The organism is Streptomyces sp. NPDC001222 (assembly GCF_042896945.1).
Classification (GTDB): Bacteria; Actinomycetota; Actinomycetes; order Streptomycetales; family Streptomycetaceae; genus Streptomyces; species Streptomyces gibsoniae.
Genome location: NZ_JBIAXT010000039.1, coordinates 44,383 through 64,756, shown reverse-complemented (window position 1 = coordinate 64,756; position 20,374 = coordinate 44,383). Strand labels below are relative to the sequence as shown.

Here is a 20,374-nt window from a genome sequence, read left to right as displayed (position 1 = left end):
GCCCCTTATATAAGTCAAGGCTGATATGGTCGCGCCCATGCACGCATTCGATGTGCTCGGAGAACCCGTGCGCCGCAGGATCCTCGAACTGCTCGCGGACGGGGAGATGACGTCCGGGGCGGTGTGCGAGGTGATCACCGCGGAGTTCGGGATATCCCAGCCGGCGGTCTCCCAGCATCTGAAGGTGCTGCGGGAGAACGGCTTCGCGACGGTACGTCCGCAGGGGGCGCGCCGGCTGTACGCGGTGAACTCGGAGCCGCTGCGCGACGTGGACGAGTGGATCGGGCGCTTCCGGCGGTTCTGGGCCCCACGGCTGGACGCGCTGGAGACGGAGTTGGCGCGAGGAAGGCGGGCACGCCGCCTGGAAGGAGACAGTGATGCTCGAAGGCATTGACGTGACGCACGAGATCAGTTCCGCGCAGCGGCAGGTGGGCCGCAAGGTGTTCGGGCCGGGCGAGGCGCGGGTGGTGACGATCTCCCGGACCTACGACGTCCCGCTCGAGGACCTCTGGGACGCCTGTACGAACCCCGAGCGCATCCCGCGGTGGTTCCTGCCCGTGTCGGGCGAACTGCGCCTGGGCGGGCGCTTTGAGTTGCAGGGCAACGCGAGCGGCACGATCGAACGGTGCGACCCGCCGAGGGGGTTCTTCGCGACCTGGGAGTTCGGCGGCGAGGTCAGCTGGATCGAACTGCGGCTGACGCCGGTCGCGGAGGAGCGGACACGCTTCGAGCTGGACCACATCGCTCATGTGGGCGACGAACGCTGGGCCGAGTTCGGCCCCGGCGCGGTGGGCGTGGGCTGGGACATGGGCCTGCTGGGCCTGTCGCTTCATCTGGCGTCCGGGGCCTCCGTGGACCCCGCCGCGAGCATGGCGTGGCTGGCGTCGGACGAGGGGCGCCGCTATGTGACGCTCAGCAGCGCCGCCTGGGGTGAGGCCAATGCGGCGGCGGGCGAGCCGGAGGAGGCGGCGCGGGCCGCGGCGGAGCGCACGACCGCGGCGTACACGGGCGCATAGCTCCTGCGCCGGGCGGGGTATCGGTGCCGGGGAGGCATCCGGGGCCGGAGCGGAAGCCGTACGTCCGAAGGAGCGAGGGCGCTGTGGGCCGGATGCGCGTGCTGACCTGCGGCAACGGAACCGCATAGGTTAATTTCAGGTTCCTCACAGGGTTTTTCTCACCTTGGTGGGCCACAGTGGAAGGTGATGAAGCGCATCACACGCCCCACTGGCAACCGCCGGCACGCGTTCCTCGGTGCTCTCGTGCTCCTGGTCGTCACGACCTCATCCGTGGCCGCCGCCGACGGCGGCACCGGACCGCTGGGTCTGACCACCGAGGCCGAGACCAATACGGCCGCCTCACGGATCGGTGCGCTCTTCGGTCCCGGCGGTGCTCTGGAGGGCGGGCACTTCTGCACCGCCTCCGTGGTGCACAGCAAGGCCCACAGCCTGATCGTGACCGCCGCGCACTGTCTGACCACCGGCACCATCTGGTTCGCCCCCGGCTACCGGGACGGCAAGGCCCCGTACGGGCTGTGGAAGATCACCAAGACCTACGTCGGCGACGGCTGGAGCGGTGATCAGGACGAGGACAGCGATGTCGCCTTCGCCACCGTGGAGACCATCGGCGGTGTCGATGTCGAGGACATCGTCGGGAGCAACAGGTTCGTCACAGGGCGACGGACCGGGGCCACCGCGGTCACCGTCACCGGCTACCCCGACTCCCGCGAGACGCCCATAACCTGCGTCAACAAGCCGACCGTGCACAGCGCCACGCAACAGCGCATCGAGTGCCCCGGCTTCAGCGGCGGCACGAGCGGCAGCCCCTGGGTGAACGGCGACGGCGAGGTCGTCGGCGTGCTCGGCGGCCACGAACAGGGCGGTACCACCCCCGACGTCTCGTACAGCGTCGTCCTGAGGGACGAGGCCGCGAACCTGTACCGGACCGCCTCGGGCATGTGACCCCCGGCCGTCGGCGCGCCCGCCGGGCGGTCGGGGGTCTACGCCGGGCGGTCGCCCGGGCGGACCGAGGGGGCTTCGTCGGACGGTCGGCCGGGCGGGCCGAGCGGGTCTCGTCGGACGGCCGTGGGCCCCGTTGAAGCACCCCCGCACCACCCCCCGCACCACCCGCGCGCCACCCGCGCACCACCCGCGCGTCACCCCTGAACCCCTCGCCACCACCGCCCGCCCTCCGACTGGCCGATCTTGTGCGTCGGCGGTGGCCGGACCAGCTCTTTTCCGGTCCCCGGGCGGTCCCTCGCCCCTACACTGACCCTCGGCGGACTCCCGTGCGGCGAGGGGCGGTTGACGGTGCGTAAGGCGTGGATCTGGGCGACCGCTGCCGTCGGCGCCGCCTTGAGCTTCGTGATGCTGCTCGTCGTAGGCGTCTATGTCGTGGCCGGAAACCTGGTGAACGGCTTCGGGAACGGGACCGTCGGGCTCGCCCAGAACGCCGTGCCCGCCGCGTACGCGTCCATCGTGCAGAAGTGGGGCAACCTGTGCGGCGCGATCAACCCCGCGCTGCTCGCCGCCCAGCTGTACCAGGAGAGCGGCTTCAACCCGAACGCCAAGAGCCCCGCGAAGGCCGAGGGGATCGCCCAGTTCATCCCCGGCACCTGGGCCATCCACGGCATCGACGGCAACGGCGACGGCCGGGCCGACGTCTGGGACCCGCGCGACGCCATCCCGTCGGCCGCGTCGTACGACTGCAAGCTCGCCTCGTATGTGAAGGACGCCCCCGGCAGCCTGACGGACAACATGCTCGCCGCCTACAACGCGGGGGCGTACGCGGTCATCAAGTACGGGGGCGTGCCGCCGTACGCGGAGACCCAGAACTATGTGAAGACCATCACGACCCTGGCGAAGAGCTTCGCCGCGCCCGTGCGGCGGGTCGACCCCTCGAAGCAGGCGGCGGGCGCCATCTACTTCGCGCAGAAGAAGCTCGGCACCCCGTATCTGTGGGGTGGCAACGGCACCCCCGACCAGGGCGGGCGCTTCGACTGCTCCGGACTGACCAAGGCCGCGTACGAGACGGTGGGCGTCACTCTGCCGCGTGTCGCCAACGACCAGTACAACGCCGGGCCACATCCCAAGCGGAACGAACTGCTTCCGGGGGACCTGGTGTTCTTCTCCGACGATCTGACCAACTCCCGCGCCATCCGGCACGTCGGTATCTACGTCGGCGGCGGCTACATGATCGACGCGCCCAGGACCGGTGCCGTGATCCGTTTCGACCCGATCGACACCCCTGATTACTTCGGGGCGACGCGTGTCACCGAAGATGGCGCGAAAGCGCTGCCCACGACGGTGTGAACCGGGGTGTGAGGGACATGCACGCAGGTACACGTCGGCTGGAACTCTTTGCCACACGCACCCCTCTGAGCTGCGACGACGAGTCTCTCTTCGATAACGTCTGCGTGATCATTGTGTGGAATGCGGAACGGGGACCGGAGGACTGTGCGTTCCTTCTGACGTAGAGCGTCGACTACGGCAGCCGGCTTGACGTGGAGCGGACCTACGACCACGGGGGTGGTGGAACGGAGCGCGCACCTGCGCGTCCGTGGAACGGGACAGAGGACGAAGGGACAGCGCACGATGGCTGGACTCGCCGAATCCGGGTCGAACCCTGACGTCGATCTGCTGTACGACATCAATGGCCTGGCCAAGGAAGCGCCGCACTGGTTCGACCGCGGCATGTCCTTCGTCGGCGAGTACGGGCTGCTGCTCGCCATGGTCCTGCTCATCCTGTGGTGCTGGTGGAACGTGCGCCGGCGGGGCGGTGCCGATGCCGCCACCGGCGTCGCCGCGCTGGTCTGGGCCCCGCTGGCCGCCGGTGTCGCAGTGCTCGTGAACGTGCCGATCCGGGGCTTCGTGGAGCGCCCCCGGCCGTTCGTCGACCATCAGGGGCTCGACGTCCTCGCCACGGGCAAGACGGACTACTCCTTCGTCAGCGACCACGCCACGCTCACCATGGCGGCGGCGGTCGGCCTGTTCATCGCCCACCGGAAGTTCGGGCTCGCCGGCCTGGGGCTCGCTCTGCTCGAAGGTTTCTGCCGGGTCTTCATGGGTGTGCACTACCCGACGGACGTCGTGGGTGGCTTCGCCCTCGGCACGGCCGTCGCCCTGCTGCTCTCCCCGCTCGCCATGGCGCTGCTCACCCCGCTGACGAGGGCGATCGAGGCCTCGCCCCGCGCCGGACTTCTGATCCGGGCCCGCGGGGCGCGCACCGCGCAGACCGTGATTCCCGGGGCGCGCACCGAACAGACGGCGGAGGAACGGGACCTGGCGGCGTGACGACGGCCGGCCGCGCGGGCTGCCGCACGGCCGGGGCCGCGGTCCGCTGCCAAGGCCCCGGCAGGGCGGCCCCGCGCGGCGCGTCCCCTACAGCGACTGCGGGAACGTGAAGAAGCCGGTCGGGTCGTACTGGTGCTTCACCTGGGTGAGCCGGGCGGCCGCGTCGCCGTAGTACGCCTTCCGCCAGTTCGTCAGGGTCGGGTCCGTGTAGTTCTGGTACGCCGCCCCGGACGCGTAGCCGCGCATGGAGGCGTGCGCGGACGTCAGCCAGGACTGGGCCGTCGTGCCGGAGGAGCCCGCGCCCCAGCTCGCGATGTACTGCGCCAGCATGCGCGAGCGGCGGTGCACGAACGCGGTGGCCGTCGGAGAGACCCGGTTGACCGCACCGCCGAGCGCGGTGAAGGCGACGCTGCCCGCGCCGCCCCGCGCCTGCGCGACCTGGTTCAGGATCGTCTGGATGCCGGCCGCCGGGATCGAGCGGTCGAAGAAGTCCGAGCGGGCCGCGTAGGTCTCGCGGCCGAGGGCGCCCTGCGGGGAGCGGCCCGGCGTCGAGCCCGGCAGATGGCACTGGGCGGCGGTGGGGAAGGACGAGCAGCCGGCGTACGCCTCCATCGCGCCCTCGTACGTGTGCCGCTTGAGGGTGACGCCACGGGCGGGGGAGCCCACCTTCGCGGCCAGGCGGTCGACCGCGTTCTGCAGTTCCCCGTACGTACCGAGCGAGAACGCGGCGACGGAGACGGTGGGCGTGCCGCCGTTCTCCAGGTGGCAGGAGGACCAGATCTCGTCGGGCTGGTCGGGGCCCCACTCCTGCCAGGCCTTGAGCACGGCGGCGGCCTTGGCCCAGGGCCAGGTGATGTAGGCCGACACCGCCTGGGGCGCCGGGTGCGTCTTGAAGCGCAGCTCGGTGACGACGCCGAAGTTGCCGTTGCCCGCGCCGCGCAGGGCCCAGAAGAGGTCCTTGTTCTCGGTGGCGTTCGCGACCAGCTGCTTGCCGTCCGCGGTGATGAGGGTCGCCTGGGTGAGGCTGTCGCAGGTCAGTCCGTAGGCCCGGGAGACCACGCCGTGGCCGCCGCCGAGGGTGAGTCCGGAGACGCCGACGGTGGGGCAGGAGCCGGCGGGTATGGTGACGCCCTTCGCGGTGAGCGCCCGGTAGACGTCTATCAGCTTGGAGCCCGCGCCGACGACCGCCTCGCTGCCGCTCGCCCGGATCGTGCTGAGCTTCGAGACGTCGAGGATCAGGCGGCCGTCGCCGGAGGACCAACCGGCGTAGGAGTGTCCGCCGTTGCGTATCGCGACCTTGACATGGTGGGCCCGGGCGTACGCCAGCACGGTGCGGATGTCGTCGGCGTGCGCCACGTACGCGACTGCCGAGGGCTTCAGCGAGTCGAAGCGGGTGTTGTAGAGCTGGTGGGCCGCGGGCCAGGCGTGGTCGCCGGGGCGGACCAGGGTGCCCGACAGGTCCTTGGCCAGAGCCGTCAGGTCGGCGGCCACACGGGTGGCGGTGGTGGTGGCTGTACGCACCGACGTGCCCTCGGCGTTCGCAGTGCCCGCGGCCGCCGCGGAGCTGCTGGTGCCGCCGGTGCACGCGGCGGTCACGGCCGTCGCGAGTGCGGCGGTGCTTCCGCCGATGAACATACGCCGTTGCATGTGGGCCTCCCATGGGTTCCTGTGGACTGAGATGGTCCGCCCGTGCTCCGAGTTCGCAGAAAATTGCCACAGAATCGCTACAGCGCCGGGCAGTTGCGAATGGATATGACCTTTTTCAGTCGTTCTGTCGGAGATGGTCCGGTCGGTCGCCCCCGCCGACGACATGCCCCTCGGCGTCCGTCCGCGCGAGGCTGCGGGCTCTGCGCGCCGGACCCCGCCAGCCGCAGGTGCATCGGGCCACACAGAACCGGCCCTGTTCCACCGTCGTCGCGCGATGCCCGCCCGGGCCGGCGGCTATGTCCCCTTGTTCCACTCCGACAAGGTTACCCAAGGCAAGTGTGTTGCGGGCCAAGGCGTATGAGCCCCTCGGGCCGCGTGACGGCTCTCCCTACTGGTCGTTAACCGGAACGACAGGAGGGACACCGGGACGTACCGGCTGGGGGTAGGCGGACGATGGTGGTGCGGCAGCACGGTCGGGTCGGTGCGGCGGTCGTCGCGACGCTGGGACTGCTGGTCTGCGGCACCTCGGCCACCGGATGCGCGGGCGGCGGAGCCGTCGCCGGCGACGCGCCCTCCGGCAGGGACGCCGTCCGGGAACTCCACCGGGCGGCCGGGGCCCTGGTGCGGGCGGGCAGTTCGAGGACACGGACGTCGATGGAGATGGCCACGGGCGGCACCCGGGTCACCATTCACGGCGAGGGCGTCTACGACTACCGCGCCCGGCTCGGCCGGCTGACCGTCCTGCTGCCGCGGGATCCCGCCGGTACCGAGGAGCACCGCCCCATCACCGAACTCCTCTCCCCCGGAGCCCTGTTCATGAAGAACCGGGGCGCGGGGGTGCCCGCAGACAAATGGGTACGAGTCGACACGACCACGCTCTCCGACGGCAACCTCGTCACCGGCGGTGCCACCGATCCCTACGCGGCGGCCCAGTTGCTGCGGGGGGCCCGCAGCGCGCGATACGTCGGACAGACCGAGGTCGGGGGCGCCTCCGTGCGGCACTACCAGGGGGTGGCCGACATCGTCCTCGCGGCACAGAGCGTTCCGGCCGTGGACCAGGAGCCGTTCCGGGCGGCGGCGAAAGGGTTCGCCACGGCCGAGGTGCCGTTCGACGCCTATCTGGACGACCAGGGACGCCTGCGGAAGGTGCGCCACCGGTTCAGCTTCGTCAACGGCCGGCAGAGGACGACCGTCGCGGTGGCGTCGACGACGCTGCTCTACGGCTTCGGGGCCCCCGTCGACGTGCGGCTGCCGGCGACCAGGGACATCTTCGCCGGGAAGATCGCGGATCAGTGAGGAGAACCGGGCTTCCCCGGGGCGGGCAGGCCGAAAGTGGCGCGGCTGAGGGGCCGGAAATGGTCCGTCCGTGCCATGCGCGGCGCGTAGACCGCTCCCTACCCTAGGAAGTCGGTGACGGCAGAAAGAGGTGATGCACGTGGCTCCGCTCGGCGGTACGGCAGTACAGGACCACGTGGCCCTCGCCGAGATCGAGCTGTGCGGCGACCTGATCATCGCCGCCTCGGCCGCACACGAGGACCGGCTCAGCCTGGAGAGCATCGACGAGGTGCTCAGGGTGGCCGAGGAACGGGACGCGACCGGCGGGTGAGCCATGATCCGCCGCCCGGCGGTGGACGTCCTGCCCGGCGGTGGACGTCCTGTCCGGGGGTGGACGTCCTGCCCGGGGGTGGACGTCCTGCCCGGGGGTGGACATCCCGGGGGTGGACGGCCTGCCCGGGGGTGGACGTCCTGCCCGTCCGCGGCGTCAGGTGCGCAGCAGCCGCCCGATCGCCCTGGTGGCCTCCTCCACCTTCGCGTCGACCTCCGAGCCGCCCTTGAGCGCGGCGTCCGCGACGCAGTGGCGCAGATGCTCCTCCAGGAGCTGGAGCGCGAAGGACTGCAGGGCCTTCGTCGAGGCGGAGACCTGCGTGAGTATGTCGATGCAGTACACGTCCTCGTCGACCATGCGCTGCAGCCCACGGATCTGGCCCTCGATCCGGCGCAGGCGCTTGAGGTGCTCGTCCTTCTGCTTGTGGTAGCCGTGGATGCCGCGGTCGTGGTCGGTCACCACGGCCCCGTCGCCCTCGGAGGGCGCCGCCGCGCCGGCCTCGGTGGTCGTCATCGGGTCCTCCTGTCGACAGCTGCCCGGGGAGACGGAACCGGACAAGTGGCCCGCTGTGGCGGATCCTGTACTCCCCGGCACGGACAGATACCCCTGGCGGGTATATGGTAACGAACTTTGCTGGGTATAGGGCCCTTGGCCAGAGCCTTGGCCGCCCCCGTACCGCCCCCGTGCTGACCACCGTGTCCGATGGGCGACACTGGAGGACGGCCCCTTAGCCGTGGCCGGATGATGTGCCTAGCATCAGCCTGACCGAAACCGAAGCATCCCGAGGACCCCACGTGCGCTTTCGTCTGACCCCCAGGGAGACGAGCTTCTATGACATGTTTGCCGCGTCCGCGGACAACATCGTCACGGGCTCGAAACTCCTGATGGAACTGCTCGGGGCGGACGCCTCCGCCCGGGCCGAGATCGCAGAGCGTATGCGGGCAGCGGAACACGCCGGTGACGACGCCACGCACGCGATCTTCCACCAGCTGAACTCCTCGTTCATCACGCCGTTCGACCGTGAGGACATCTACTCCCTGGCGTCCTCCCTCGACGACATCATGGACTTCATGGAGGAGGCCGTCGACCTGGTCGTCCTCTACAACATCGAGGAGCTGCCGAAGGGTGTCGAACAGCAGATCGAGGTGCTGGCGCGGGCGGCCGAGCTGACGGCCGAGGCGATGCCCCATCTGCGCACGTTGGACAACCTGACCGAGTACTGGATCGAGGTGAACCGTCTGGAGAACCAGGCGGACCAGATCCACCGCAAACTGCTCGCCCATCTGTTCAACGGCAAGTACGACGCGATCGAGGTCCTGAAGCTCAAGCAGATCGTGGACGTGCTGGAGGAAGCGGCGGACGCGTTCGAACACGTGGCCAATACCGTGGAGACCATCGCGGTCAAGGAGTCCTGAGGCGTCCATGGACACCTTTGCTCTGATCCTCACCATCCTGATCGCGCTGCTCTTCGCGTATACCAACGGCTTCCACGACTCGGCGAACGCCATCGCCACCTCGGTGTCGACGCGCGCGCTGACGCCGCGTGCCGCGCTGGCGATGGCGGCGGTGATGAACCTCGCCGGTGCGTTCCTCGGCAACGAGGTGGCGAAGACGGTCAGTGAGGGCCTGATCCAGACGCCCTCCGGCGGCAAGGGGATGGGCGTCCTCTTCGCGGCACTGCTCGGCGCGATCGCCTGGAACCTGGTCACGTGGTACTTCGGCCTGCCGTCGTCCTCGTCCCACGCGCTGTTCGGCGGACTGGTGGGCGCGGCGCTGGCCGGTGGGACGACGGTGTACTGGTCCGGGGTCCTGGACAAGATCGTCACGCCGATGTTCCTGTCCCCGGTGGTGGGCCTGATCGTCGGCTATCTGGTGATGACGGCCATCATGTGGATCTTCCGCCGGGCCAGTCCGCACAAGGCGAAGCGGGGATTCCGCATAGCGCAGACCGTCTCGGCGGCGGGCATGGCGCTCGGCCACGGCCTCCAGGACGCGCAGAAGACCATGGGTGTCGTGACGATGGCGCTGGTCATCGGCGACGTCCAGCACTACGGCGACCCGATCCCGGTATGGGTGAAGCTCGTCTCCGCGGCGATGCTGTCGCTGGGGACGTACGCGGGCGGCTGGCGCATCATGCGCACGCTCGGCCGCAAGATCATCGAACTGGATCCGCCGCAGGGGTTCGCGGCGGAGACCACGGGCGCGTCGATCATGTTCGCGACGGCGTACCTGTTCAAGGCGCCGATCTCCACGACGCACGTCATAACGTCGGCGATCATGGGCGTGGGCGCCACGAAGCGGGTGAACGCCGTGCGCTGGGGTATCGCCAAGAACATCGTCCTGGGCTGGTTCATCACGATGCCGGCAGCGGCGATCGTGGCGGCGTCCGCCTTCTGGCTGGTCAACCTGGCGTTCCTGTAGCCACCCGGCCGGAAGGCCGGCGCAGAAACCTTTCTTCACACCCCGTCTCCCGCCCGTCGGGGCTTCACCGAAGCCGCCGGTCAGGAGGTGGGGTGTGGTGCTGTGTGCCCGCTCACGCTCCCGCGCCCCCGGTTCGAGATGCGGGTTCCGGGCGCATGACAAGACTGGAGCTATGACTGCGAAGGCACTCCTCGAAGGCGGGCCGGACGATCTCGCGGGCAAGCTCGTGCCCGTCGTCCCGCCCGGAAAAGAGCTGAAGATCCCGCACCGCGGCGGATACGAGCACTACAAGATGACGCCGCGCCACGAGCACAGCCAGGAGGGGCAGGTCACCGTCTACCAGTGGTGGGAACGCACGGAAGTCGCCGAATAACGCGAACGGGCCCGCCCCCGGGAGCCAGGGGCGGGCCCTCTTCTACCTCGCGGTGGCACCGCCATGCAGCACCGCGAGGGGTCCTCGGACCGGGGTCGGGTCAGCCGAAGCGACCCGAGATGTAGTCCTCGGTCGCCTGGACCGACGGGTTGGAGAAGATGCGCTCCGTCTCGTCGATCTCGATCAGCCGGCCGGGCTGGCCCACGGCCGCCAGGTTGAAGAACGCGGTGCGGTCGGAGACGCGCGCGGCCTGCTGCATGTTGTGCGTCACGATGACGATCGTGAAGCGCTCCTTCAGCTCGCCGATCAGGTCCTCGATCGCGAGGGTGGAGATCGGGTCCAGGGCCGAGCAGGGCTCGTCCATGAGCAGCACCTTCGGCTCGACCGCGATCGCGCGGGCGATGCACAGACGCTGCTGCTGGCCACCGGACAGACCGGAGCCCGGCTTGTTCAGGCGGTCCTTGACCTCGTTCCAGAGGTTGGCGCCCTTGAGCGACTTCTCCACGATGTCGCTCAGCTCGGACTTCTTGTAGCTGCCGTTCAGCCGCAGGCCCGCCGCCACGTTGTCGAAGATCGACATCGTGGGGAAGGGGTTCGGGCGCTGGAAGACCATGCCCACCTCGCGGCGGACGGAGACCGGGTCGACCCCGGCACCGTAGAGGTCCTCGTTGTCGAGGAGCACCTTGCCCTCGACGCGTCCGCCCGGCGTCACCTCGTGCATGCGGTTGAGCGTGCGCAGGAACGTCGACTTGCCGCAGCCCGAGGGGCCGATGAACGCCGTCACCGAACGCGGCTCGACCGACATCGAGATGTCCTCGATCGCCTTGTGGGAGCCGTAGTAGGCGGTGAGACCGCTTACGTCGATTCGCTTGGCCATGACTACTTCACTTCCAGTATCAGTCGCTGTGGGCCCCGACCGGCGGAGCCGGAAATCGTCGCCTTTAGCGACCGGTCTTCGGGGCCTTCCAGCGGGCGATGCCGCGAGCCACCAGGTTGAGGATCATCACGAAGGCGATGAGGGCGAGTGCCGCCGCCCAGGCCCGGTCGTAGGCCGCGCCGGAACCGGCGCTGTTCGCGTACTGCTGGTAGATGTACAGCGGCAGCGAGGCCTGCGGGTCCTTGAACGGGTCGCTGTTGATGAAGTTGGTGCCCCACACCAGCAGCAGCATCGGCGCGGTCTCACCGGTGATACGCGCGATGGAGAGCATCACACCCGTCGTGATACCGCCGATCGAGGTCGGCAGCACCACCTTGAGGATGGTGCGCCACTTCGGGACACCCAGCGCGAGGGACGCCTCGCGCAGCTCGTTCGGGACGAGCTTGAGCATCTCCTCCGTGGAGCGGACCACCACGGGCATCATCAGGATCGCCAGGGCCAGGGAACCGGCGAAGCCGGAGTAGCCCATCTTGAGGATGAGGATCCAGAAGCTGAGGACGAACAGACCGGCGACGATCGACGGGATACCCGTCATGACGTCGACGAAGAAGGTGATGGCACGGGCGAGCTTGCCGCGGCCGTACTCGACGAGGTAGACGGCGGTGAGCACACCGACCGGCACGGCGATCACCGTGGCGAGGCCGACCTGCTCCAGGGTGCCGAGGATCGCGTGGTAGATACCACCGCCGGTGTCGGTGTCGGCGACCACACCCATCGAGTGGGTGAGGAAGTAGAAGTCGAAGACCTTCACACCGCGCTTGACGGTCTCCCAGATGAGGGAGGCCAACGGGATGACCGCGAGGAGGAAGCAGACCCAGACGAGGCTGGTGGCGACCCGGTCCTTGGCCTGCCGGCGGCCCTCGACGCGCGCCGCGATGACGTACGTGCCGAGGACGAACAGGACCGCGGCCATCAGGGCCCACTGGATGCTGCTGTCGAGGCCGGCGGCCAGGCTGATGCCCAGTCCCACGGCGATCGAGCCCGCGGCGATCGCCCAGGGCGACCACTTCGGCAGGCTGGCACCGCGCAGGGTGCTCACGCGCTTGTCGCGGACGGCTGCGGTGCTCATGCGTTGGCCCCCGAGTACTCCTTGCGGCGGGCGATGATCACGCGAGCCGCGCCGTTGACCAGCAGGGTGATGACGAAGAGGACCAGACCGGAGGCGATGAGGGCGTCACGGCCCTGGTCGGTGGCCTCGCCGAACTTGCTGGCGATGTTCTGGGCGAAGGTGCCGCCACCCGGGTCCAGCAGGCTGGTCTGGATGTCGAAGGTCGGGGACAGGACGGTGGCGACGGCCATCGTCTCGCCGAGCGCACGGCCGAGGCCGAGCATCGACGCGGAGATCACACCGGAGCGGCCGAACGGCAGCACGGCCATGCGGATGACCTCCCAGCGCGTGGCGCCGAGGGCCAGGGCCGCTTCCTCGTGCATCTGCGGGACCTGCCGGAAGACCTCACGGCTCACGTTGGTGATGATCGGCAGGATCATGATCGCGAGCAGGATGCCGACGGTGAGCAGGGAGCGCGGGGCGCCGCCCTGCCAGGAGAAGATGCCGGTCCAGCCGAGGTAGTCGTTCAGCCAGCCGAACAGGCCGGTCATGTGCGGTACGAGGACCAGGGCGCCCCAGAGGCCGTAGACGATGGACGGCACGGCGGCGAGCAGGTCGATGACGTAGGCGATGGGCCCGGCCAGCTTGCGCGGCGAGTAGTGCGTGAGGAAGAGCGCGATACCGACCGCGACCGGGACCGCGAGGGCCATGGCGATGATCGAGGAGACGACCGTGCCGAAGGCCAGGACCGCGATGCCGAAGACCGGCGGGGTCAGGTTGGTGTTCCACTCGAAGGTGGTCAGGAAGTTTCCGTGGTCCTTGCTGATCGCGAGGGTCGCACGGTAGGTGAGGAAGACCGCGATCGCGGCCATGATCACCAGAAGGAAGATGCCCGACCCACGGGAGAGGCCGAGGAAGACCCGGTCTCCGGGGCGGGTGGAGCCGCGGCGCGTCCGCTTGTGCGAGGCCGCGGAAGGCTGGGGGGCGGGGGGAGGCGCTTCTGTGTTCTGTGTAGTGATGTCCATCAGGATCTCCGGTCTGCGGAGCCGTGGCGGGTAACGACTCCGGGCGGCGGTGCACCGGACGGTGCGGCCCGCTCCCCGTTCGGGGAGCGGGCCGCACTTCGGGTCAGCTCAGGCTCGAGATGGTCTCGCGAACCTTGGAGTTGATCTCGGCGGGGATCGGCGCGTACTTCGCGTCGGCCAGCTGGTTCTGGCCGTCCTCCGACGCGATGTAGTTGAGGAAGGACTTCACGGCCGGCAGGGTGTCGGCCTTGTTGCCCTTGTCGCAGACGATCTCGTAGGTGACGAGGGTCAGCGGGTAGGCGCCGTCCTCGGTCGGCTGGTAGTTCAGCTTGAGGGCCAGGTCCTTGCCGGTGCCGGCGACCTTGGCGCTCGCGATGGCCTTCGTGGCGTTCTCGACGGTGGCCTTGGCCGGGGTGGAGGCACCGGTCTTGAGGTCGGCCGTCTTGATGCCGTCGGCGGCGTAGGACAGCTCGAAGTAGGAGATCGCACCCGAGGTCTGCTTGACCTGCTGGGCCAGACCGGCGGAGCCCTGAGCGGACTGGCCGCCCTTGGCCTGCCAGGCCTTGCCGCCCGAGTAGGGCCAGTCGCTCTTGGCGGTGGCGATCAGGTACTTGGTGAAGTTGTCCGTGGTGCCGGACTCGTCGGAGCGGTGGAAGGCCTGGATCTTGAGAGCCGGCAGCTTGGCGCTGGGGTTCAGCTTCTTGATCGCGGCGTCGTTCCACATGTTGATCTTGCCGTTGAAGATCTTGGCGATGGTGGACGGGTCCAGGGTCAGGCTGTCCACGCCCGGGACGTTGAAGCCGACCGCGATCGGGCCGCCGACCATCGGCAGGTCGATGGCCTTGCCGCCGCCGGTGCAGACCTTGCTCGACTGGGCGACCTGGTCGGGCTTCAGCGCGGAGTCCGAGCCGGCGAACGCGGTCTGGCCACCGAGGAACGCGGTGACACCGGCGCCCGAACCGGTCGGGTTGTAGTTGATCTGAACGTCGTGGCAGGCCTGCATGTACTGCTTGACCCACGCGTCGATCGCGTTCTTCTGCGCGGAAGAGCCGGAGGCCTGCAGCTGGCCCTTGGCGTTGTCGCACTTGACGGCGGAGGAGCTGGCCGGCGAGGCCGAGCTGCCGCTGTTGTTGGTCTTGCCCGTGTCATCGGAGCCGCACGCCGTCAGGGCCAGGGCGCCGGAGACGGCGACAGCACCGAGGGAAAGGGCGCGAAGCCGGTTCTTGCGCTGAAGCATCACTTTCGGGAGTTCCTTCCAGAAGCCGCCGTCCGTGGCGGCGTGCGAAGTGTGGTAGCCCGTCAGGGCTGCTGTGACGGTGAACGCGACAGCACGCCCCATGCGCGCTTCGCACCGTGTACGGCCGAAATTAGGCAGAACAGGTGAAGCTGCCGATGGTCGAGAGTGAACGGAAGGTGAACCCCTGCGGTCGGTGCGGTAAGGTCACGGAACGCTTACGTCTCGGACACAGGGGCATTCCGGTGGCCGAGCCGCAGTGGTGGGTGGTTGGCCTGCGATTTTCGGCCGGTGGCGGTTGTTTCCGGCCGTTCGCGCGGTCCCGTGCCACGTGCGGGGCACGGGCGTCAAGCGACTGCACCTTTCGGGATGCATGGCGCTTATGTCAGGTTAAGCACGTTCAGGAAGGCGTCGACCAGTTCGCGGTCGCGCGGGTGGGTCAGCCGGGCCCGCGCCGCGGCGGGCGGGAGCCACAGGATGCGGTCGACCTCGCGGTTCGGGACGAAGAAGCCCGCCGTCGCCTCGGCCGCCCAGTAGTGGACCTGCTTGGGGCGGCCGTTCACCTCGTAGTGGGCGGTGGGCAGGGGCGCGCCGGGGACGGCGGTGTACCCCGTCTCCTCCGCCACCTCGCGCAGCGCGCCCGCGAGCGGGTCCTCACCGCGCTTGAGCTTGCCCTTGGGGTGGGACCAGTCGTCGTATCTGGGCCGGTGGACCAGGCAGATCTGCGGTTCGCCGTCGACGGGGGAGCGGCGCCACAGGACACAGCCCGCCGCGCGGATGACGTCGTCGCTCATCGGGTGCTCCGGCTCCTCTCTCGTGCCGGCGGCACGCCTGTCGCGGCGTGCCCTGCCGTCGTGCGAGTCTCTGCCGCCGCGTGCCCGGGGGCGGGGCGGTGGGGGGCCGGCGTGTGCCGGCCCCCCGGGGGCGCCTACGGAGTACCCACCGCCTGCTTCTGCCACGACTGCTGGAACGCGAAGCGGGCCGCCTCCACCTCATGGCGCTGGTCGGCGTGCAGCACGCCCAGCGCGTACGCCGTCGCCGGGGCGATGCGCGGGGTGCGCGCCGCCGCCGCGGCGGCCGCGGCCGCCTCCGAGGCGTCCCGGTGCCGGTTCAGGGCCTGGCCCGCCGCCAGCAGTCGTACGTCGACGGGCGCGTCCTCCCCGTAGAGCACCTCCCGGGCGTAGCGGTGCAGGCGCAGCAGCAGCCGGACCTGGTGCCAGGGGCCGTCCTGCGGGTGCGGGGCCGGGTCGGGCGACAGGCCGTGGATCAGGGCCTCCGCGTTGTACGGATGGCCCGCCGTGACCAGCGGCAGCGCGGCCACCGCGTCGCACAGGCGCTCCTCCGCCGCGGCAGCCGGCGGACGCAGATCGGCGGTGGCCGCGGCGGCCGTGAGCGGGACCTCGCTGGCGAGGACCGCGACGCTGTCCGCCACCGCGTGGAACCGGCTGGAGCCGAGGGCCTGCAGGGCCGCGGAGTGGGCCCTCGTCCGGGCCAGGGTCAGCTGGCGCTCCAGCAGGGCCCCCGCCTTCGCCGCGCCGACGGTCAGATTGCCCCGCTCGGGAACGCCGGGCTGGCTGCGCGGGCCGGTACCGGCCTCCCCCGCGCCCCCCGTCGGGGCGGGGAAGACCGAGGAGCCGGACAGCCGGTGCAGCGCGAGCAGCAGCCGTTCGAGCCGGGCCGCGTAGGCGTGCTCGCGGGCGAGAGTGCCCGAGAGCCACGCGAGCTCCGGACGCATCGCCTCCGACCAGTCGGGGTCCAGAAGGGGACGGAAGGTGTGCAGCGTGCCGCTGATACGGCGGGCCGAGCGACGCAGCGCGAGCGCCGCGTCGCCGGAGTCCTCCGTGCCGGGACCCCCTACGTGCGACTCGTCCCCCACGCGCGACTTCGCACGGGCGGGAGGACCCCCATGAGCCGAAGGACCCCCGGCACCGGTCTCCCGGTGCTGCCGCAGCGAGCGGAGGAACTCCGTGGCCTGGGCCCGCAGATAGCCCGCGAGGGCGTCCCCGGTGGGCCCGGCCGTGGGGTTGGTCGGGGGATCAAGGTGTTGCTGTGCCACGCCGGCGCCTCCGGGCGTCTATGAGCATCTCCTGGATGTTCCGCAGGGGCTGGCCGTCCGCGTCGGTCGCGTGCCGGGTCCACTCGCCGTCCGGGCCCAGGTGCCAGGAGGCCGTGGTGTCGGACATACCGGTCTCGATGAGCCGGTTGAGGGCCGCCCGGTGCGCCGGGTCGGTGACCCTGACGAGTGCTTCGATGCGGCGGTCGAGGTTGCGGTGCATCATGTCGGCACTGCCGATCCACACCTCGGGTTCGCCACCGTTTCCGAACACGAAGACACGCGAGTGTTCGAGGAAGCGGCCGAGGATGGACCGCACCCGTATGTTCTCCGACAGGCCGGTGACGCCGGGGCGCAGCGCGCAGATGCCGCGCACCCACACATCGACCGGGACGCCCGCCTGCGACGCGCGGTAGAGCGCGTCGATGATCGCCTCGTCCACCATCGAGTTGACCTTGATGCGGACGCACGCGGGCCGGCCGGCCCGGTGGTGCTGGATCTCCTTGTTGATCCGGGAGATCAGGCCGTCGCGCAGGGACTTGGGGGCGACCAGCAGCCGGCGGTAGGTCTCCCGGCGGGAGTAGCCCGACAACCTGTTGAACAGGTCGGACAGGTCCGCGCCGACCTGCGGGTCGGCGGTCAGCAGCCCCAGGTCTTCGTACAGGCGTGCGGTCTTCGGGTGGTAGTTGCCCGTGCCGACATGGCTGTAGCGGCGGAGCGTCTCGCCCTCCTGCCGTACGACCAGGGACAGCTTGCAGTGCGTCTTCAGGCCGACGAGCCCGTAGACGACGTGGCAGCCCGCCTCCTCCAGCTTGCGGGCCCACTTGATGTTGGCCTGCTCGTCGAAGCGGGCCTTGATCTCGACCAGCACGAGGACCTGCTTGCCGGACTCCGCCGCGTCGATGAGCGCGTCGACGATCGGCGAGGTCTCCGAGGTCCGGTACAGCGTCTGCTTGATGGCGAGCACGTCCGGGTCGCCGGCCGCCTGCTCCAGGAACGCCTGCACCGAGGTGGAGAAGCTGTCGTACGGGTGGTGCAGCAGGACGTCCCGCTCCCGCAGCGCCGCGAAGATGTCGGGCGCGGACGCCGACTCGACCTCCGCGAGGTCACGGTGGGTGCCCGCGACGTACTTCGGGTACTTCAGCTCGGGCCGGTCGAGGTTGGCGATGCCGAAGAGACCGGTGAGGTCCAGGGGACCCGGCAGCGGGTACACCTCGGCCTCGGAGATCTTCAGTTCGCGCACCAGCAGGTCCAGCACGTACCGGTCGATGGACTCCTCGACCTCCAGGCGCACCGGGGGCCCGAAGCGGCGCCGCATGAGCTCCTTCTCCAGGGCCTGGAGCAGGTTCTCGGCGTCGTCCTCCTCGACCTCGAGGTCCTCGTTGCGGGTTATCCGGAAGGTGTGGTGCTCCAGCACCTCCATGCCCGGGAACAGCTCCTCCAGGTGCGCGGCGATGACGTCCTCGATGGGGACGTAGCGCTGCGGGGAGGCCTCCAGGAAGCGGGAGAGCAGCGGCGGCACCTTGACCCGCGCGAAGTGGCGGTGGCCGGAGACCGGGTTGCGCACGACGACCGCGAGGTTGAGCGAGAGTCCCGAGATGTACGGGAAGGGGTGCGCGGGGTCGACGGCCAGCGGGGTGAGCACCGGGAAGATCTGGTGCCGGAAGAGCGTGAACAGGCGTGCCTGCTCCTTGTCGGTCAGCTCGCTCCAGCGGACGATGTGGATGCCCTCCTCGGCGAGCGCCGGGGCGATGTCCTCGTGGAAGCAGGCCGCGTGCCGGGCCATGAGCTCGCGGGAGCGGGCCCAGATCATCTCCAGCACCTCGCGGGGCTGGAGGCCGGACGCCGAGCGGGTGGCGACACCGGTGGCGATACGGCGCTTCAGACCCGCCACCCGGACCATGAAGAACTCGTCCAGGTTGCTGGCGAAGATCGCCAGGAACTTGGCGCGCTCCAGCAGGGGCGTGTTCGGGTCCTCGGCCAGTTCGAGCACGCGCTCGTTGAACCCGAGCCAGCTGCGCTCGCGGTCGAGGAAGCGGCCCTGCGGGAGCTGGGCGCCCTCTCCCTCCTCGTAGACGTCGAGGTCGGCGTCGATGTCTGGTTCGAGTTCGGAGACCGTCGCGGCCACGGTGTGTGGGCGGTGCGCGGCGATGGAACCCACAGAGGGCTGCTGGTTCTGCGTGTTCGCGCGACCCGAGGGTTCCCCCTCACGGGGGGTGGCAGGGGACGGGTGGGCCGGTGCCTGGGCGTTCTGCTGGCTCATAAACCCATTCTTCCGCGCCGACCGGGTGACGGGCGCGTCGGAGAGGGCGGGCGGCGGCGTGGAGAACGGAACCCCGCGTTCCGCGCCGGCCCCGTTGTGCGGGGGCGGCGAGGGCTCGGGCACGACGGCGTTCATTGGCTGAGCGTCGCAAGTCCGTCTGAATCAATGGTTACGGCGACATGACGTGCGGGATAGCGAGGAGCGGCTCGCGGACGTCTACAGGGGGCGTGGCGGCGTACGAGGGGCTGGACGGAGCGTCTACGGCGTCCCGGCCCGAGTCGGGGTGGGAACGGGTGCGGTGTATGGGGCGGGGGGCTGCTTCCGGTCGCGCTGGGGCTGCTGCGTCCGGCCCGGGGCGGGGGTGTGCTTGAGGGCGGGGGCGTGGCGGCGTACGACGGGGCTGGACGGAGCGTCTACGGCTCCCGGCCCGAGTCGGCACGAGCGCCGAACAGACCCGGATCGTCCGGGAACTGCTGAACCAGCCCCGCTAGGGCGTCACCGCCACGCCCCCCAGCAGCCCCAGCAGCCTCAGGTCTCCGTCCGGTACATCAGATCCGTCTCGTAGGTGCTGAAGCCCAGCCGTTCGTACACCGCGAGCGCCGCCGCGTTGTCCGCGTCGACGTAGAGCATGGCGGTCGGCAGGCCCTGGGCGGTGAGGTACCGCAGGCCGATCGTGGTGAGGGAGCGACCGAGGCCGCCGCCCTGGGCGCCGGGCCGGACACCGAGGACGTACACCTCGCCGAGCTGCTCCTCCGCGTGGACCTTGGTCCAGTGGAAGCCGATGAGTTCGAGGCCGTGCGTACCCTCCCGCTCCGCGAGGAAGAAGCCCTGCGGGTCGAACCACGACTCGGCCTTGCGGTCGTCGAGGTCGCGCTGGGTCAGGGAGCCCTGCTCGGGGTGGTGGGCGAAGGCCTCGGCGTTGACGGCGAGCCAGGCCGCGTCGTCCTGGCCGGGCACGAAGGTGCGGACGGTGACACCGTCGGGCAGCTTCGGCTCCGGCAATTCGAGCTGGTCCAACGGGCGGCGCAGCTGGCGCAGTTCGCGGAAGAGGGTGAGGCCGAGGACCTGGGCGAGGTGCCGGGCGGCGGAGTGACCGCCGTGCGCCCACACCCGCAGCCGCTTGCCCGAGGCGGCCAGAAGGGCGGCGCCCAGCGCCCGGCCGTGCCCGTGGCCGCGGTACGAGGGGTGCACGACCAGTTCGGCGGCGGGGGCCTCCACCGGGTCGGTGTCCTCCAGCTGGGCGTACCCGACGAGGGTCTCGCCGACCCTCAGCAGCAGATGGGAGACGCCCTCACGCTCGCCACCGCGCAGTTGCAGCCGCCCCTGCTCGGACACCGCCTGTTGTCCGTCGACCCGGGCGGCCTCGGCGAGCAGCTCCAGCACGGCCTCGGCCTGTGCGGGAGGGAGCGCGGTGACGGTGTCGATGGAGCGGGTCGATGCCGGGCGGGCGGTGTCGTCGCTGGTCATGGATACGAGGG

21 protein-coding genes are annotated in these 20,374 nt (G+C 70.2%); 10 read left to right on the top strand and 11 right to left on the bottom strand.

Translation table 11 applies throughout. The annotated features are described in order from the left end of the window. Positions 1-37: 37 nt before the first annotated feature. The 5 genes from ACFY2Z_RS35605 (at position 38) to ACFY2Z_RS35585 (ending at position 4,289) form a co-directional block, all read left to right on the top strand. The gene (locus ACFY2Z_RS35605) at positions 38-394 is read left to right on the top strand and encodes an ArsR/SmtB family transcription factor (protein ID WP_390748130.1); all 357 of its coding nucleotides are present in this window, start codon (positions 38-40) and stop codon (positions 392-394) included. Continuing rightward, on the top strand, positions 378-1,016 hold the full coding sequence (locus ACFY2Z_RS35600) for an SRPBCC family protein (protein WP_390748129.1): 639 nt from the start codon (positions 378-380) through the stop codon (positions 1,014-1,016). The genes ACFY2Z_RS35605 and ACFY2Z_RS35600 overlap by 17 nt, the downstream gene beginning before the upstream one ends. A 186-nt stretch (positions 1,017-1,202) precedes the next feature. Continuing rightward, positions 1,203-1,958: a trypsin-like serine peptidase gene (locus ACFY2Z_RS35595; protein WP_390748128.1), complete on the top strand. Its 756-nt coding sequence runs from the start codon at positions 1,203-1,205 to the stop codon at positions 1,956-1,958. Between the two features lie 342 nt (positions 1,959-2,300). Then, positions 2,301-3,308 (top strand): NlpC/P60 family protein, encoded by a 1,008-nt coding sequence (locus ACFY2Z_RS35590; RefSeq protein WP_390748127.1) that lies wholly within the window; start codon positions 2,301-2,303, stop codon positions 3,306-3,308. A gap of 282 nt (positions 3,309-3,590) precedes the next feature. Beyond that, positions 3,591-4,289 carry a phosphatase PAP2 family protein gene (locus ACFY2Z_RS35585; protein WP_390748126.1) on the top strand — a complete coding sequence of 233 codons (699 nt, stop codon included), beginning with the start codon at positions 3,591-3,593 and terminating at the stop codon, positions 4,287-4,289. A gap of 87 nt (positions 4,290-4,376) precedes the next feature. Here the strand turns inward: ACFY2Z_RS35585 and ACFY2Z_RS35580 are convergent, their stop codons facing one another. Both ACFY2Z_RS35580 and ACFY2Z_RS35575 read right to left on the bottom strand, forming a co-directional pair. After that, positions 4,377-5,936, bottom strand: a complete 1,560-nt coding sequence (locus ACFY2Z_RS35580; RefSeq protein WP_390748125.1) for an FAD-binding oxidoreductase — start codon at positions 5,934-5,936, stop codon at positions 4,377-4,379. Between the two features lie 115 nt (positions 5,937-6,051). After that, positions 6,052-6,249, bottom strand: a complete 198-nt coding sequence (locus ACFY2Z_RS35575) for a hypothetical protein (RefSeq protein ID WP_390748124.1) — start codon at positions 6,247-6,249, stop codon at positions 6,052-6,054. A gap of 140 nt (positions 6,250-6,389) precedes the next feature. Between ACFY2Z_RS35575 and ACFY2Z_RS35570 the strand changes: the two genes are divergently transcribed. Together ACFY2Z_RS35570 and ACFY2Z_RS35565 are read left to right on the top strand one after the other, a co-directional pair. Next, the gene (locus ACFY2Z_RS35570; RefSeq protein ID WP_390748123.1) at positions 6,390-7,232 is read left to right on the top strand and encodes a hypothetical protein; all 843 of its coding nucleotides are present in this window, start codon (positions 6,390-6,392) and stop codon (positions 7,230-7,232) included. Positions 7,233-7,365: 133 nt separating this feature from the next. Beyond that, on the top strand, positions 7,366-7,542 hold the full coding sequence (locus ACFY2Z_RS35565) for a hypothetical protein (RefSeq protein ID WP_355919676.1): 177 nt from the start codon (positions 7,366-7,368) through the stop codon (positions 7,540-7,542). A 156-nt stretch (positions 7,543-7,698) separates the two neighbouring features. Here the strand turns inward: ACFY2Z_RS35565 and ACFY2Z_RS35560 are convergent, their stop codons facing one another. Then, the gene (locus ACFY2Z_RS35560) at positions 7,699-8,055 is read right to left on the bottom strand and encodes a metal-sensitive transcriptional regulator (RefSeq protein WP_390748122.1); all 357 of its coding nucleotides are present in this window, start codon (positions 8,053-8,055) and stop codon (positions 7,699-7,701) included. Positions 8,056-8,336: 281 nt separating this feature from the next. Between ACFY2Z_RS35560 and ACFY2Z_RS35555 the strand changes: the two genes are divergently transcribed. From ACFY2Z_RS35555 to ACFY2Z_RS35545, 3 genes are all read left to right on the top strand, one after another. Continuing rightward, the gene (locus ACFY2Z_RS35555; RefSeq protein ID WP_171110497.1) at positions 8,337-8,957 is read left to right on the top strand and encodes a DUF47 domain-containing protein; all 621 of its coding nucleotides are present in this window, start codon (positions 8,337-8,339) and stop codon (positions 8,955-8,957) included. A gap of 7 nt (positions 8,958-8,964) precedes the next feature. Beyond that, positions 8,965-9,963, top strand: a complete 999-nt coding sequence (locus ACFY2Z_RS35550; RefSeq protein WP_390748121.1) for an anion permease — start codon at positions 8,965-8,967, stop codon at positions 9,961-9,963. Positions 9,964-10,135: 172 nt separating this feature from the next. Then, entirely contained in the window at positions 10,136-10,336 is a 201-nt protein-coding gene (locus ACFY2Z_RS35545; protein ID WP_311694356.1) for a DUF5988 family protein, read from the top strand. Between the two features lie 100 nt (positions 10,337-10,436). On the opposite strand, the gene pstB is transcribed toward ACFY2Z_RS35545, so the two are convergent. The 8 genes from pstB to mshD form a co-directional block, all read right to left on the bottom strand. Then, complete coding sequence (gene pstB, locus ACFY2Z_RS35540) at positions 10,437-11,213, bottom strand: phosphate ABC transporter ATP-binding protein PstB (protein ID WP_311694357.1); 777 nt, start codon at positions 11,211-11,213, stop codon at positions 10,437-10,439. A gap of 64 nt (positions 11,214-11,277) precedes the next feature. Next, a complete protein-coding gene (gene pstA / locus ACFY2Z_RS35535) occupies positions 11,278-12,342 on the bottom strand; it encodes a phosphate ABC transporter permease PstA (RefSeq protein ID WP_390748120.1) in 1,065 nt (354 codons plus the stop codon). Continuing rightward, entirely contained in the window at positions 12,339-13,346 is a 1,008-nt protein-coding gene (gene pstC, locus ACFY2Z_RS35530) for a phosphate ABC transporter permease subunit PstC (protein WP_390748119.1), read from the bottom strand. Before pstC ends, pstA begins: the two co-directional genes overlap by 4 nt. Before the next feature lie 103 nt (positions 13,347-13,449). Further along, positions 13,450-14,583, bottom strand: coding sequence for a phosphate ABC transporter substrate-binding protein PstS (gene pstS / locus ACFY2Z_RS35525; protein ID WP_390748137.1), 1,134 nt, complete (start codon positions 14,581-14,583; stop codon positions 13,450-13,452). 377 nt (positions 14,584-14,960) lie between these two features. Beyond that, entirely contained in the window at positions 14,961-15,374 is a 414-nt protein-coding gene (locus ACFY2Z_RS35520) for an NUDIX hydrolase (RefSeq protein ID WP_390748118.1), read from the bottom strand. A gap of 134 nt (positions 15,375-15,508) precedes the next feature. Beyond that, the gene (locus ACFY2Z_RS35515; protein ID WP_390748117.1) at positions 15,509-16,636 is read right to left on the bottom strand and encodes a CHAD domain-containing protein; all 1,128 of its coding nucleotides are present in this window, start codon (positions 16,634-16,636) and stop codon (positions 15,509-15,511) included. Then, entirely contained in the window at positions 16,617-19,031 is a 2,415-nt protein-coding gene (locus tag ACFY2Z_RS35510; protein WP_390748116.1) for an RNA degradosome polyphosphate kinase, read from the bottom strand. The genes ACFY2Z_RS35515 and ACFY2Z_RS35510 overlap by 20 nt, the downstream gene beginning before the upstream one ends. Before the next feature lie 393 nt (positions 19,032-19,424). After that, positions 19,425-20,363, bottom strand: coding sequence for a mycothiol synthase (gene mshD / locus ACFY2Z_RS35505; protein ID WP_390748115.1), 939 nt, complete (start codon positions 20,361-20,363; stop codon positions 19,425-19,427). Positions 20,364-20,374 lie beyond the last annotated feature (11 nt).